General features: G+C 36.8%; 11 protein-coding genes. 4 read left to right on the top strand and 7 right to left on the bottom strand.

The genetic code is table 11. The features are described from left to right. Positions 1-90 precede the first annotated feature (90 nt). Positions 91-696 carry a DedA family protein gene (locus H6G44_RS03300; RefSeq protein WP_190384920.1) on the top strand — a complete coding sequence of 202 codons (606 nt, stop codon included), beginning with the start codon at positions 91-93 and terminating at the stop codon, positions 694-696. Between the two features lie 80 nt (positions 697-776). Continuing rightward, the gene (locus H6G44_RS03295; RefSeq protein WP_190384921.1) at positions 777-2,501 is read left to right on the top strand and encodes an ABC transporter ATP-binding protein; all 1,725 of its coding nucleotides are present in this window, start codon (positions 777-779) and stop codon (positions 2,499-2,501) included. 1,053 nt (positions 2,502-3,554) lie between these two features. Here the strand turns inward: H6G44_RS03295 and H6G44_RS03290 are convergent. Both H6G44_RS03290 and H6G44_RS03285 read right to left on the bottom strand, forming a co-directional pair. Continuing rightward, positions 3,555-4,208, bottom strand: a complete 654-nt coding sequence (locus H6G44_RS03290) for an MAE_28990/MAE_18760 family HEPN-like nuclease (protein ID WP_190384922.1) — start codon at positions 4,206-4,208, stop codon at positions 3,555-3,557. Further along, positions 4,205-5,344, bottom strand: a complete 1,140-nt coding sequence (locus H6G44_RS03285; RefSeq protein ID WP_190384923.1) for a DUF262 domain-containing protein — start codon at positions 5,342-5,344, stop codon at positions 4,205-4,207. The genes H6G44_RS03290 and H6G44_RS03285 overlap by 4 nt, the downstream gene beginning before the upstream one ends. A gap of 154 nt (positions 5,345-5,498) precedes the next feature. On the opposite strand from H6G44_RS03285, the gene hpnA reads away from it, so the two are divergent. After that, on the top strand, positions 5,499-6,485 hold the full coding sequence (hpnA, locus tag H6G44_RS03280) for a hopanoid-associated sugar epimerase (protein ID WP_190384924.1): 987 nt from the start codon (positions 5,499-5,501) through the stop codon (positions 6,483-6,485). Between the two features lie 131 nt (positions 6,486-6,616). Continuing rightward, on the top strand, positions 6,617-7,633 hold the full coding sequence (gene hpnH / locus H6G44_RS03275; RefSeq protein ID WP_190384925.1) for an adenosyl-hopene transferase HpnH: 1,017 nt from the start codon (positions 6,617-6,619) through the stop codon (positions 7,631-7,633). Between the two features lie 116 nt (positions 7,634-7,749). On the opposite strand, the gene mutT is transcribed toward hpnH, so the two are convergent. The 5 genes from mutT to H6G44_RS03250 all read right to left on the bottom strand — a co-directional run bounded on the left by mutT (position 7,750) and on the right by H6G44_RS03250 (position 14,675). Further along, positions 7,750-8,169: an 8-oxo-dGTP diphosphatase MutT gene (gene mutT / locus H6G44_RS03270; RefSeq protein WP_190384926.1), complete on the bottom strand. Its 420-nt coding sequence runs from the start codon at positions 8,167-8,169 to the stop codon at positions 7,750-7,752. 99 nt (positions 8,170-8,268) lie between these two features. Then, on the bottom strand, positions 8,269-8,613 hold the full coding sequence (locus tag H6G44_RS03265) for a DUF760 domain-containing protein (protein ID WP_190384927.1): 345 nt from the start codon (positions 8,611-8,613) through the stop codon (positions 8,269-8,271). A 234-nt stretch (positions 8,614-8,847) separates the two neighbouring features. Further along, positions 8,848-9,804, bottom strand: a complete 957-nt coding sequence (locus H6G44_RS03260; RefSeq protein ID WP_190384928.1) for an RNA polymerase sigma factor, RpoD/SigA family — start codon at positions 9,802-9,804, stop codon at positions 8,848-8,850. A 554-nt stretch (positions 9,805-10,358) separates the two neighbouring features. Continuing rightward, complete coding sequence (gene carB / locus H6G44_RS03255; protein ID WP_190384929.1) at positions 10,359-13,613, bottom strand: carbamoyl-phosphate synthase large subunit; 3,255 nt, start codon at positions 13,611-13,613, stop codon at positions 10,359-10,361. Positions 13,614-14,120: 507 nt separating this feature from the next. Beyond that, a complete protein-coding gene (locus H6G44_RS03250; protein ID WP_190384930.1) occupies positions 14,121-14,675 on the bottom strand; it encodes a DNA starvation/stress protection protein DpsA in 555 nt (184 codons plus the stop codon). Positions 14,676-14,702 lie beyond the last annotated feature (27 nt).

Here is a 14,702-nt window from a genome sequence, read left to right as displayed (position 1 = left end):
AACTTTATTTAAACTTAATATTACTTTTTAGTTTTATAAATTTATAACCGTTAAAATGTTGGGTACATTTTCTTAAATGAGTGGGATTTTATGCACTTTGATTTACCAGAATTAGTTAAATCACTTGGTTACTTTGGAGTATGGGGAATTATCTTTGCTGAATCTGGTTTATTGATTGGTTTTTTTCTACCCGGTGATAGTTTATTATTTACAGCAGGATTTGTCGCTTCTCAAAACTTGCTGAATATTTGGGTGCTGATTTTTGGTGCGTTTGTTTGTGCTGTATTAGGTGATAATGTCGGGTATTTTACTGGACATAAATTTGGTAGAAAATTATTTGATAAAGAAGATTCTTGGCTACTTCGTAAAAAACATATTGTAAAAACTCAAGATTTCTATGAAAAGCATGGTAAAAAAACGATTGTTTTAGCGAGATTTGTGCCAATTATCAGGACTTTTGCGCCAATTGTCGCTGGTATTGGGGCTATGCACTATCGCTCTTTTATGTCTTACAATTTATTTGGTGGTTTTCTTTGGACATTTGGTATTACTTTGTTAGGGTTTTTCTTGGGAAAATCTTTACCAGCGGAACAATTAGATAAGTATCTATTACCAATAATTGGCTTAATTGTTGTTGTTTCTTTATTACCTTCGATTATTCATATAATCAAGGAAAATAGGGCTAATAAAGAATAAAATATTGTGTTTATTCCCAATAGTAACCAAAAACTGGTATTGTCAAACAAAGGAAAATATTTTTTTGTGGATATTACAACTTGAAAACACGTTCTAATTATTGGCAACTTTTACCCTATATCCGCACCCAGTGGCCAACTATTGCTAAGGGTTTTGTGGGGATTTTAGGCTATGTACTGGCAACTTTAACCCTGATTAATGTCGCGGGGAAGTTGGCAGTTCCTTTCGGAAATGGTAATGTATTAGCGATCGCTAAATTAGCCGGAATCAGCGCTGCTATCTTTCTGGTCAGAGGCTTTTTTCAGTCTGTGCAGGATTTATACATGGCCAAGGCAGCTTTAAGGGTGGCCTTTTATCTCCGTCAACAGGTTTATACCCATTTACAAAAACTCAATCTCAGCTATTTTGAAACTGCTAAAGCTGGAGATTTATCTTATCGTCTGACGGAAGATGTTGACAGGGTTGGAGAAGTTATTAATAAACTTTTTCATGATTTTACTCCCTGTGTTTTACAGTTAATTGCTATTCCCATTTACATGATTTATTTAAACTGGCAACTTACCTTAGCGACGGTAATTGTTGCCCCAATTATGGGAATTTTAATTGGTTGGTTTGGGGAAAGATTACGAAAATATTCTCTCAAAAGTCAAAGTCGTATTTCTGATTTATCTGCGATTTTAACAGAAGTTTTTAGCGGTATTCGCTTAATTCAAGCTTTTGCAGCGGAAAAATACGAAATTGATAGATTTAGTTATGAAGCAGAACGCAGTTTTAAAGCTAAATATTCCGTAGAAAGATTAAAAGCTATTCAAATTCCCATTGTGGGATTTTTAGAAGCTGTGAGTGCCTTATCTTTATTAATGGTAGGAACTTGGCAAATATCTCAACGTAATTTAACTGTCGGTGAATTTTTTAGTTATTTAACAGCAGCAGCTTTGTTAATTGATCCTATTGGACATACTACCAATAATTATAATGAATTTAAACAAGGTGAGGCATCAATTGATCGGGTTTTTGAGTTATTAGCAATTCAACCAACGGTATTAGAAAAACCTCATGCTATTAATTTACCTGCTGTTAATGGTAAAGTCGAATATTGCAATGTTACCTTTGCCTATAAATCAGGAGAAACAGTTTTAAAAAATATTAGCTTATTAATAATGCCAGGTCAAGCTGTTGCCTTAGTTGGTGCTTCTGGTGCTGGTAAAACTACTTTTGTAAACCTATTACCTCGATTCTATGATACGGAATTTGGAGAGATTTTTATAGATGATGTGAATATTCGAGATGTGACTTTAAATAGTTTAAGAAAACAAATTGGGATTGTTCCCCAAGAAACGATTATGTTTTCGGGAACTATTGCCCAAAATATCGCTTTTGGACAGAATAATTTGAATATTCAAGCTGTTGAAGAAGCTGCAAAAATTGCCAATGCTCATCAATTTATTCAGCAATTACCAGAAGGTTATCATACTTGGGTGGGAGAGCGAGGTGTGAATTTGTCGGGGGGACAAAGACAAAGAATAGCTATTGCTCGCGCTGTTCTGCTTAACCCGCAAATTTTGATACTTGATGAAGCTACGTCTGCTTTAGATTCAGAGTCAGAAGCTTTGGTACAAGAGGCTTTAGAAAGATTGATGAAAAACCGCACGGTATTAATTATTGCCCATAGGTTGTCAACTGTCAGGAAATGCGATCAGATTTTAGTTTTAGAAAAAGGGCAAATTGTGGAATCAGGAAATCATGAGGAATTGTTAGAATTAGCAGGAAAATATGCGCGGTATTATGCTCAACAGTTTTCCTAAAATTATTAAACTGAGGCAGATTAAAAATTAAAAAATAACTTATTTCTAATAGTGAAATCTATAATAAATAATAGTTAATTCTTATTAATTAATCTGTCTGAAATAATATTCTGATAATTGCGCTTGCAAGTAATAACATACATTGATAAAGATCCTATAACTGCTTCCTCAAGATTCTGATATATGATAATATTAACTTATATATAATCAATAATACTTTTAATACTCAAATAAAATTGAGATTCTATGTAACATTTTCTTAATAATTAATTGAGAATTATTTTTATTTACCAACGGACTTGCAATACTTTCCGCGATTTGCTAGAATTATTGAAAATTTCATAATTAGGTTACTATTGTCAATTTTGTAACCTTAAAAACATGATCTCCAAAAGTCTTTATTTATAGTCATTTCAGAGATCAATTTTGAAAAAAATACAAAACTTTACAAATTAGCAGTGGTTTAAAACAGTAAATTGGCGCAAAATTATTCAGCAAATAATCCGATTTAACTGATAGTACAAATATACTATTGACAAATAGGGTAACTTATGGTAAGTGAGGAGTTTTTAGTAGCAGTTAGGGAAAGCAGAAGTATTGTAGGTTGGGTTTCGTTTCTCAACCCAACACCCCTGACTATGAGAAGTAAAGTTTCTGAATCAGGATTTAAGGATTTCCAGGAAGTTTATTTGTGTTATAATCCTGTTATCCGAAACTTGATGGTAAGTGGTTCGAGTTTCCCAAAAATTTGAAAAAATTAAAAAATTCTAAAAAAATTCTAAAAATTAAAAAAAAATTTATTTTTTTTGGTCTTAACCGATTGACTTGCGCCGCGCGGCATGATATTCTGATAATGGGAATGCGTCCCTCGATAAAAATTTTGCTTACACTCCATTATATTTATATGACTATAATACCACGCCGAAAGCGACCCGAACCCTAAAAATAAAAATTTTTTTTCAAAAAAACTTATTTAAAATTGAAAATCAATAACTTTAACTTATGAATTAATAAAAACAAGATCGTGACATATAGCAGTGTATTCATAACAGGTTACTGACTTTTCACAAGAAAATCTTGATTAATAGCAGCATTTTCTATCCGATTACGAAATTCTTCTAGCATCTCCACAACAATTGTCTGTAATTCTATATATTGTTTTCTATCAATTGTCAAAGAATCTTCACCATGTGCAATTTCGTTTCTTGTCTTTAAAAGTTTTTCATCTATGAGTTTAGATTTAGTGGAGTCAAGGGAAAAGTCTATTCCCAGGGTATGAGTTATTTCTTTTAGAATTTCCGAAGACAGATTAGATGCAGTAGAAATTGGATTTTTGGGTAAAGAACATCTTTCATCTAACTGGAAAAGAAAAAAATCACAAACAGGTATATATAATGATGCTTTATTTGTCTCTTTTGCCTGTTTGAGTTTTTCTTTCATTGCCAAGGCTAAAAAATTACTAGAAAGTTGTCTATATCGTAGTCTTTTGATTCTAATATATTCCACATAAGAGTTTCCTGCTAATTTAACAAAACCCTCCCAATGAGCATACAAAATACATATTCCACTACGAATACATACATTATGCCTTTGAGGAGAAACATTTTTTAATTCTATCAAGGTTTTTATTTCTGAAAGTTCCTTTTTTCTCCAAGCAATATCAGTTGCCAGAGTCTTATTTAAGTCTTCAGGAGTTTGGATGCTCATAAAGGAGAAAATACTCCTTGACCAGGAGAAAATACTTTTCTACCCAGTGGAATAAGATAGGGTAAACGTCTGACAGCATTCACACCTGCACCAGACCAATTTTTATAAGTTGAATCTGACCAAATATGTTTGATCAAACCAGATATTTTATCTGTTGCTGGGATATTTTGATAATTTTGATAATTATGTCCTATCCCTAATGCTATCACTTCAAATGCAGATAATAGAAAACCGCCCAGAAATCTATCTTGTTCAGATTTATATCTTTTGAAACTATTATCTCCTGTAGTTTGATTCAGGATATCAAAGGTTCTCTTAAATGCCATTTCTATACGGCTATAATCTAGGTTTTGATTAAGAGCCATTTTACGCATTTCTTCTGTGAGAAAAACACTAACATCGTCACCCAATTTTCTAATATCTTCATCAGGTTTATCAAGTAGAAGAATAAACCGCAATACTAACTCCATGTCATACTGTTCTTCATAAAGCCTATCACTCAATGCGATACAGTTTTTGAATGGTTCATAGTCGGCAAGTGATCGCATCAATTCATGGAGTTTTTTATTTAGCATCAAAAGGATACAATTTCTCATTTCTTGAGGTGTAGCAATTGTTCCTCCTGTATTAAGTCTCTGAAATAGTTCATATTTAACCATTGGATCGCTTTCTTTTTCAACAATATTTACTCCTATTTTTGCTCGCCTAATTAATAAACGTTGTGTTTGAGTTAAGGAGTTTTCAGGATCATCAGGATCATCCCATTTTTTACCTGCTAAAGAAGGTAAGTATGTAGTTTTTTGCAAAGCTACTGGCTGAGGGTTTTTTTCTTGAGAATCTTTTTTTAAAATACCTGTAAATTCATAGATAGTGGATAGTCTTTGAACACCATCTACAACGTCCCAAACACCATCATTTCTTTGGCTAACAAAAATGGGAGGAATTGGTATACCTAAGAGAATTGATTCTATAAAAGCCGATTTTTGATGTTCTGACCACCGAAAAACTCTTTGAAACTCTGGGTTAATATCAATTTCATTACTTTGATAAAGACTCATCCATTCTCCAATAGACATTGAGTAGTCATCTGTGCGAATTTCTTGCCTTGTTTTATCAATTTCTTCTTGCAGGGGCATAATTACAGATAATATAAAGGTTCGTGTATATAACTATCTTGTTTGGACAATTATACCTGATATTATATCATTAAACAAAGATGAAAAACCAAAAACTGAGGCAAACCACCCAGATACATAGATAATTAAATGTTGAGAAGTGTGAGGTGATCAAATGCGGGCTTTTGTGACTGGTGGTACAGGGTTTATTGGTTCTCATGTAGTGCGATCGCTGTTACAGGAAGGATACCAAGTTACGGCCTTAGCCCGTCCTCGGAGTAATCTAGTAAATTTACACAACTTAGACGTAAATATTGTTAATAGTGATATTAACGATGCCAATATTTGGGAACAGATGCAGGGGTGTAATTACTTATTTCATCTTGCTGCCCATTACTCATTGTGGCAAAAGGATCGGGAATTGTTGTATCTTCATAACGTTGAAGGGACAAGGAATATTTTAGCAGCAGCACAAAAAGCGGGAATTGAACGCACGGTTTATACCAGTTCCGTAGCCGCTATTGGTGTGGGAGAATGTGGTATAATAGTGGACGAAACTCATCAAAGTCCAGTAAAAAAATTAGTAGGAGATTATAAAAAGTCGAAGTTTTTAGCAGAACAAGTAGCAATATCAGCAGCTAATCAAGGTCAGGATATTGTGATAGTTAATCCTAGTAGTCCCATTGGACCATTAGATATTAAACCTACACCCACAGGGGACATTATTCTGCGGTTTTTGCGGAGAGAAATGCCAGCTTATGTGGATACGGGATTAAATTTTATTGATGTGCGGGATGTGGCCAAAGGACATTTATTAGCATTAGAAAAAGGGAAAAAAGGCGATCGCTATATTCTCGGTCATGAAAATCTGAGCTTAAAACAAGTCCTAGAACAACTTGCCGAAATCACCAATTTACCCGCACCGCAAATATCTGTACCAGGGTGGATACCCCTAACCGTCGGTTGGGTAGAAGAAAAAATTCTCGCACCTTTAGGGAAAACTCCCACGATTCCCATAGATGGAGTCCGCATGGCACAGCAACCAATGTATTATGATGCTTCTAAGGCTATCCGCGAATTAGGTTTACCTCAGTCCCCCCTGAATGTAGCCCTCAAGGATGCTGTTAATTGGTTCGTGTCTCATGGTTATGTGAATAGGTGACAGGGGACAGAAATTAACTACCAATTACCAATTACCAATCACCAATTACCAATCACCAATTACCAATCACCAATTACCAATTACCAATTACCAATTACCAATTACCAAACAAATTGAGGAGTGTTAGTTTCATGGCGATTAATCTACAACAGGCAATAGATATAGGTAAGTATTTAGTTACACAACGCTTATTAGGGAGAAAACGGTTTCCCCTGGTATTGATGTTAGAACCGCTATTCCGGTGCAATTTAGCTTGTACAGGTTGCGGTAAAATCCAGCATCCAGTAGAAATACTTAAGCAAAATCTGACTCCAGAACAGTGTTTTGCAGCGGTGGAAGAATGCGGTGCACCGGTTGTTTCCATACCCGGAGGAGAACCTTTATTACATCCTCAAATCAGGGAAATTGTTGAGGGTTTAATTAAACGCAAGAAATATATTTACTTGTGTACTAATGGTTTATTACTAGAAAAGAGCCTTGATAAGTTTAAACCTTCTCCCTATCTAACCTTTAGTGTGCATTTAGATGGAATGCGAGAATGGCATGATAAATGTGTAGACAGAAAAGGGGTTTTTGATACTGCTGTCCAAGCAATTCGCGCCGCTAAAGCGAAGGGTTTTCGCGTCGCTACCAACACGACTATTTTTGAAGGTTGTAATGTTGAAGAAATGCAGGAATTTTTCGATTTTCTGGAAACATTGGGTACTGACGGGATGATGATTTCTCCTGGTTACAGTTATGAATGGGCTCCAGATCAAGATCATTTCTTGCAAAAAGAACAAACCCGCGCTTTATTCCGGGAAATTCTTACCCCTTACACAACTGGAAAGAAAAACTGGAACTTTAATCACAATCCTTTATTCTTAGATTTTCTCATTGGTGAAAAAGACTATGAATGCACTCCTTGGGGTAGTCCTAGTTACAGTGTTTTAGGTTGGCAAAAACCTTGTTATTTGTTGAATGAAGGCTATTATCAAACCTTCCAAGAGTTGTTAGATAAAACAGATTGGAGTCAATACGGCCGTGCTAGTGGTAATCCTAAATGTGTTGATTGTATGGTACATTGTGGTTATGAACCGACAGCAGCAATGGACGCAATGCAGCCGAAAAATATTGCCCGTTCTCTAACTACTGTATTTGGTAGGTAATAGTCACAAATCAGGATGTACAGGATTTAAAGATTGGCACGATTAAATAATAGTTAAGTAATATTTAGTGATATTTAATATTGTTAATCTTCTCATCTAGAAAATCCTGATTCTAATTACTTTTTGAACTGGTTTCTTAAAGCTGTAATAATTTCCCCATTCGCTGCTGGAAAACTAAAATTATCCAATTCCTCCAAACTTACCCAACGAATTTCATCACATTCTATAGTTTGAGGAACACCTGCTAAATGTTGAGCATGATGTACAGTTAAAGTTACCCGCAAATGAGAGTAAGTATGATCAATAGTAATTAAATGTTCTCCAACGGCAATTTCTATAGCCAATTCCTCATAAATTTCCCGTTTAATACATTCTTCAACTGTCTCACCTAATTCAATTTTTCCTCCTGGAAACTCCCATAAACCACCCATTGTACCTTGAGGAAGTCGACGGTCAATTAAAATCTGATTTTGGTCATTCCAAATAACAGCAACACCAATAATTTTATGAGGAATAGAAGAATTACTTTCATTCATATAATTACCAATTATCAATAAATAACAATAAAAAACTCGGTAGACCAATTATATCTCTACCGAGTTGATATTTATTTTGATAATTTTCCTGAAAAAACATTATTCAACTTCGCCAATATTAGCTTCTGTTGCTTGCATAACCACATCAAAACCCATTCTTTGTTCTGCATTACGTAAAAAATAACCACTAATCATCGCAGATGCTAATAAGCGACCTAAATTTTCCCGATTAGTAGAAATAGTAATTCCAAAGTGTTCAGAAGGGAGATTTCCTAAAAGTCCGATAATATTCCGTTCCATTACCTGTAGAACTTCCGTAGAAGTAGGTTTAGATAATTGGTTAACTGTTTCTGGACTTAATGATTTAACGTACTGCCATAATAAATTACCAGTTTCTGACTCACTATTAAAAAATTCTGATACTCGATTAGATTTATTACTCACCTTTTATCTCCTATGCTTAACCTATTTATGACTAGAATAACTGCTAGTGATTGCTGATCCGATGTAGTTAACTATTATATAATTCATGTCTACCAATTTAACAGTTTATTCCTTTTGAGAGATTCGGTTTAACCGTACTAAAATGGGAGTGTTTTCACCAAGAAGCGCGAGTATGGGTGGGGAAACTCCACCCACAAAGCCAAAAATCACTGACCATTGACTAACAAGAACTAACTAACTGACAAGATATTCATTCATAGTAGCTTTTGATTTGCGAAGTTTGCTTAAAGCTTCACGTTCAATTTGACGGACTCGTTCTCGGCTAATATTCAGGACTTCACCAATTTTAGCCAAAGTTAAGGATTGTCCATCTGCTAACCCAAAGCGTAGACTAATGACTTCCTGTTGTTGGGGGGTGAGTTCTGACATCATCCGCTCTAAGTCATAAGATAGAGAAGTTTGCATGACAAAATCTTCTGGTGTTGCTCCTGGATCTTCTAGCATTTCCCCCAGTTCAGTATCGTAATTATCTCCTAGACGTAAATCTAGAGATAGTGGTAGACGGGCTTTTTCTAGATACTCTCGCACCTGTTTGGGTGTTAGATCTAATTCTTGGGATAATTCCGCGACTGTGGGTGCACGTCCTAGAGCCTGGGATAGTTGACGTTGAGCTTTTTTAATTTTGTTGAGTTTTTCGGTAATATGAATAGGCAAGCGGATAGTTCGGGCTTTTTCCGCTATCGCTCTGGTAATAGCTTGACGTATCCACCAATAAGCATAGGTAGAAAATCTGTAACCCTTGGTCGGGTCAAATTTTTCTACACCTTTTTGCATACCAATACTACCTTCTTGAATGAGATCAAGTAAGTCAACATTGCGTTTAATGTACTTTTTGGCAATAGAAACGACTAAACGGAGATTAGCTTCTACCATTTTTCGTTTGGCTATTTCACCAACAGAGATTGCTCTATTTAATTCTGGCACTTCTAAATTAGAGGCTGCGGCCCATTCTTCTATACTGGGTTCATGACCCAATTGGGTAGCAAGACCTTCCCGGATCTCATGCAAAGCAGTAGATCTTTGTACCTGTTTACCATAAAAAATCTCTTCTTCGTGGGTGAGGAGTGGCACACGGCCTATCTCACGCAGGTAAGTCCGCACGAGGTCGGTGGCTGTTTGAGCGGTCTTCATGGCGCTACTCTTGGGTAATGGTGGGTTTGTTGCTTAGTTAAGGAAATAATGTTTTGAGATGGTCGAACCTGATTAACTCAGGTTGTTCATATTGGGGGAAATTAGGCACTTCACCACTAAGCGTTACATCTATTTTCTTGTTTCCATGAGTATCTATTATATTTAGATACTCAGTAGCAAGTCAAACATTTTTTGGGCTTTATGGAATATGAATAATTGTAACATTTATGAGAATATGTTGACTACCGAGAAACCCGCACCTTGACGGTAATTGCAGAGCTCTGAAAACGCCGAAACAGTATACATTTACTGGGATACTATCAAAAAGCAATAGCCTCCTTATATTTGTTAAAATATCTCAATGATAACCATAATGATTTTTTTGTAACAATTGCTTAACCTTTTTGTCAATGGTCAGTGGTCAGTGGTCAGTGGTTAGTGGTCAGTGGTTAGTGGTCAGTGGTTAGTGGTCAGTGGTTAGTGGTCAGTGGTTAGTGGGAAAGAAAGAACAACTGACAACTGACAAAGAACAACTGACAAAGAACAACTGACAATTAACTCATGGGACAGTATTCTTGGATCACCTTGACATCTAAAGTAGTATTTTGTAGGGAACGGATAGCTGCGGCCGTAGCTTTAGCACCTGCAATAGTGGTAATGATGGGGATTTTGTAACCTAAAGCGGTGCGACGAATTAACTTAGAATCGGCATGAGCTTCTTTTCCAGAGGGTGTGTTAATTATAAGTTGAATGTTACCGTTCTTAACAGAATCAAGGACATGAGGACGACCTTCATGGAGTTTCAGGACTAATTTCACCTCTAACCCTTGTTCTTGAAGAACTTGTCGCGTCCCTTGGGTGGCCATAATTGTAAAGCCTAACTTAATAAACTCCTTGACAACATCTGCGGCCGCCGATTTGTCTCTGTCACTCATAGAAACAAATACAGTTCCCTGAAGGGGTAATTTTTCTCCCGCACCTAATTCTGCTTTTGCAAAGGCGCGGCCAAAATCGCTATCAATACCCATTACCTCACCAGTTGAGCGCATTTCTGGACCTAATATGGTATCTGTACCGGGGAATTTACTAAATGGTAAAACGGCTTCTTTAACGGCTATATGTGAGGGAATAACTTCTTTAGTGAATTTTAATTCCTCCAAGGTTTTACCCGACATTACTAAAGATGCTAGTTTGGCTAATTGTACTCCGGTGGCTTTAGATACAAAGGGAACTGTCCGTGATGCTCTGGGGTTAGCTTCTAAAATATACACTTGGGGAGAATAACCATTTGCACTAACTACAGCAAACTGAATATTCATTAATCCAACCACAGATAAAGCTTGTGCTAGTTGAACTGTCCATAAACGAATTTGGTTTAATACCGCTGGAGAGAGGGAAATAGAAGGTAAGGAACAAGCTGAGTCACCGGAGTGAATTCCCGCCTGTTCAATGTGTTCCATAATGCCACCAATGACGACATTACCAGTATGATCGGCGATCGCATCTACATCTACTTCAATGGCGTTTTCTAGGAATTTATCAATTAAAATGGGGTGTTCTGGTTCTACTTGAACGGCAAATGTCATGTAACGTTCTAACTCAGTATCAGAATAAACGATTTCCATCGCTCTTCCGCCCAATACATAACTAGGACGTACCACCACCGGATAACCAATGCGTTTAGCAACAATTAAGGCATCTTCATAACTTCTAGCCATACCATTAGGCGGTTGAGCGATATTCAATTCTTGCAGAATCTTTTCAAACCGTTCTCGATTTTCGGCCATATCTATAGAATCTGGAGATGTTCCCCAAATCTGGGTGATACTATTAGACTCTTGTAAATACTCTTGCAAGGGAACGGCTAATTTTAATGGTGTTTGGCCACCGAATTGGACTATTATCCCCAGGGGGTTTTCAGCTTCAATGATGTTAAGAACGTCTTCTTTCGTTAATGGTTCAAAATATAGGCGATCGCTGGTATCATAATCTGTAGAAACTGTTTCTGGGTTAGAATTAACCATAATTGTTTCATAACCTGCACCATGTAAAGAATACGCAGCATGACAACAACAATAATCAAACTCAATTCCTTGGCCAATGCGGTTAGGACCACCGCCCAAAATCATTACTTTAGGTTTATCCGTGGGTAATACTTCCGTTTCTTCTTCGTAAGTAGAATAGTAATATGGGGTCAGTGCCTCAAATTCCGCCGCGCAAGTATCAACAGTTTTGTAAACTGGGATCACTTCTAGCTGTTTGCGATAGGTGCGAACTTCATCTTCTTTGCTTTTTGTAGCATAGGCTATTTGGCGATCGCTAAAACCATTTCTTTTGACATGATACATTTGCGCTTTTGTCAACTGCTTCAGGGGCGTACGTTTAAGAAATTTCTCTATTTCTAAAATTTCCTGTAATTTGTCTAAAAACCAAGGGTCAATGGCCGTCAGTTCATAAATTTCCTCATTACTAATACCCAATTGCATAGCATGACGGACAGAAAAAATGCGTTCTGGGTTGGGTGTCCGCAACTGGGCGCGAATTTGCTCACCACTGGGTAATTTTTCGGCTTTATCGCAACCCCAACCAGCCCGTCCAGTTTCTAGGGAACGCAAAGCTTTTTGAAAGGACTCATTAAATGTCCGGCCAATGGCCATGGCTTCTCCCACGGATTTCATCTGGGTTGTGAGGACAGAATCAGAACCAGGGAATTTTTCAAACGCAAACCGGGGAATTTTGGTAACTACATAGTCAATTGTCGGTTCAAAGGAAGCGGGGGTTTTTTTGGTGATATCGTTTTGTAGTTCGTTTAAAGTATAACCCACGGCTAACTTAGCGGCGATTTTGGCTATGGGAAAACCTGTTGCTTTAGAAGATAAAGCGGAACTTCTGGAGACGCGGGGGTTCATTTCAATTACGACTACATCACCATTAACGGGATTTACGGCAAACTGAATATTAGAACCACCGGTTTCGACACCAATTTCTCGGATAATTTTAATGGCCATGTCCCGCAGCCGTTGATATTCTTTATCGGTGAGGGTTTGGGCGGGAGCAACGGTGATAGAATCTCCGGTATGAATGCCCATGGGGTCGAGATTTTCGATAGAACAGATAATAACAACATTATCGGCTAAATCTCGCATTACTTCTAATTCATACTCTTTCCAACCCAATAAAGATTGGTCAATGAGAATTTGGGACACCGGACTAGCCTCAATACCCACTTGGGCCATTTCTTCAAATTCTTCTTGATTGTAGGCGATACCGCCACCAGTCCCCCCCATTGTAAAGGCTGGACGGATAATTAGGGGATATGTGCCAATTTGCAGGGCGATTGCTTTTGATTCTTCTAGGGTTGAAGCTGTACCACTAGGACACACTGCTACGCCAATTTTCGCCATGGCTTCGTTAAACAGTTTTCTGTCTTCAGCTTTTTCAATTGCGGGTAATTTCGCGCCAATTAACTCGACGTTATATTTTTCCAAAACTCCATTTTTCGCTAAAGCTACGGCCAAATTCAGGGCGGTTTGTCCGCCCATGGTTGGCAATAAAGCATCTGGTCTTTCTTTGGCGATAACTTTTTCTACTATTTCCGGTGTCAGCGGTTCAATATAAGTCCGGTCGGCTGTTTCTGGGTCAGTCATAATGGTGGCTGGGTTGGAATTCACCAAAACGACTTCATAGCCTTCTTCTCGTAAGGCTTTACAGGCTTGAGTTCCAGAATAATCAAATTCACAGGCTTGGCCAATGACAATGGGACCTGAACCTAACAGGAGAATTTTTTTGAGGTCTTGACGACGGGGCATAGTTTTTACCTTAGATTACAAAAATACAAATCTTGACTATTTTAAGGGTCTTTACCCCCCATCATGCCATTCATTATCAACTTTTCCGGGTAGTGATTGCTAATGAGGTAAGGAATTATGGACAGGGAGGATTTTTGTGACTAGTTTTCATATTTTTTTCTCACGCAGAGGCACTACAGGCACGGAGAGTGGTTATATGTTTATTTATTCGTTATAGATTATAGCAATAAGGTTGCTGTAAAATATTTTTTTGCTTAATTATTTTTTCTGAAGTAGATTATAAATAGGTTATTTTTAGATATATGTGAAATATTCGAGTATTTACGTTTATATTACTCTGGATAAATGCCAATATTTTTAATTAGCTAAATATAAAAAATATGGCATTACAAAAAATGGCAGAAAAGATGATTTACACTTTTCTACCACAAGATTTAATTTTGTCAGGTTCTCAATTACTAAGAATTTTTACCATTTAAGTTCAGTAAAATCAAGGTTACGAAAAGTTTAATTTTCAGCCCGTTGAACAAAACCCAAGGTTAAACTATCTTTGGCTAAAAAGTGAGCTAAATGATAAGCTCTTTCTTCAGTTTTTAAGAGAATTTTTTCGTACAAATAGCGTGTACCTCTATCACCTAAACTCTCAGCTTGTGAGGCTTGACGGCGAATTACTCCAATTAATGCTTGTTCTGCAACTAGGTCATTTTCTACCATCTTCCGAGCAGAAAATACACCGTCTGCTTCTGTTTCAAAACAGCATAATTCAGCTAATTTACTAAAACTTGCTGCGGGGATTCCACCCAAACCATTTAAGCGCTCGCCGATTTCATGGATATGATCTTGTACTTCTTTGTAGCTGGAGTTAAAAAAATCATGCAGTGAATTAAATTCTGCACCTTCAACTACAAAATGATGTTTTTGATATTGTAGATACAATGCCTGAAAACTAGCTAATACGACATTGAATCCTTCGACAACTGGCACGGTTACACTATGATCTAATAATACAGGATTATCATAAACCTGACCAAAGTTGTGTAATATAGTTTGCGTATCAGACATGGTTTTCCTCTCTTTTTAACAGTTATA

It is taken from the genome of Aphanizomenon flos-aquae FACHB-1287, from assembly GCF_014698755.1.
In the GTDB taxonomy this organism is placed as follows: domain Bacteria; phylum Cyanobacteriota; class Cyanobacteriia; order Cyanobacteriales; family Nostocaceae; genus Dolichospermum; species Dolichospermum flosaquae.
This window is presented reverse-complemented; position numbering and strand designations above follow the sequence as displayed.

Excerpts from the sequence above, each read along its gene's own strand:
- H6G44_RS03300 (WP_190384920.1), top strand. The coding sequence starts at position 91 with ATGCACTTTGATTTACCAGAATTAGTTAAATCACTTGGTTACTTTGGA.
- H6G44_RS03290 (WP_190384922.1), bottom strand. The coding sequence starts at position 4,208 with ATGAGCATCCAAACTCCTGAAGACTTAAATAAGACTCTGGCAACTGAT.
- H6G44_RS03285 (WP_190384923.1), bottom strand. The coding sequence starts at position 5,344 with ATGCCCCTGCAAGAAGAAATTGATAAAACAAGGCAAGAAATTCGCACA.
- hpnA (WP_190384924.1), top strand. The coding sequence starts at position 5,499 with ATGCGGGCTTTTGTGACTGGTGGTACAGGGTTTATTGGTTCTCATGTA.
- hpnH (WP_190384925.1), top strand. The coding sequence starts at position 6,617 with ATGGCGATTAATCTACAACAGGCAATAGATATAGGTAAGTATTTAGTT.
- mutT (WP_190384926.1), bottom strand. The coding sequence starts at position 8,169 with ATGAATGAAAGTAATTCTTCTATTCCTCATAAAATTATTGGTGTTGCT.
- H6G44_RS03260 (WP_190384928.1), bottom strand. The coding sequence starts at position 9,804 with ATGAAGACCGCTCAAACAGCCACCGACCTCGTGCGGACTTACCTGCGT.
- carB (WP_190384929.1), bottom strand. The coding sequence starts at position 13,613 with ATGCCCCGTCGTCAAGACCTCAAAAAAATTCTCCTGTTAGGTTCAGGT.
- H6G44_RS03250 (WP_190384930.1), bottom strand. The coding sequence starts at position 14,675 with ATGTCTGATACGCAAACTATATTACACAACTTTGGTCAGGTTTATGAT.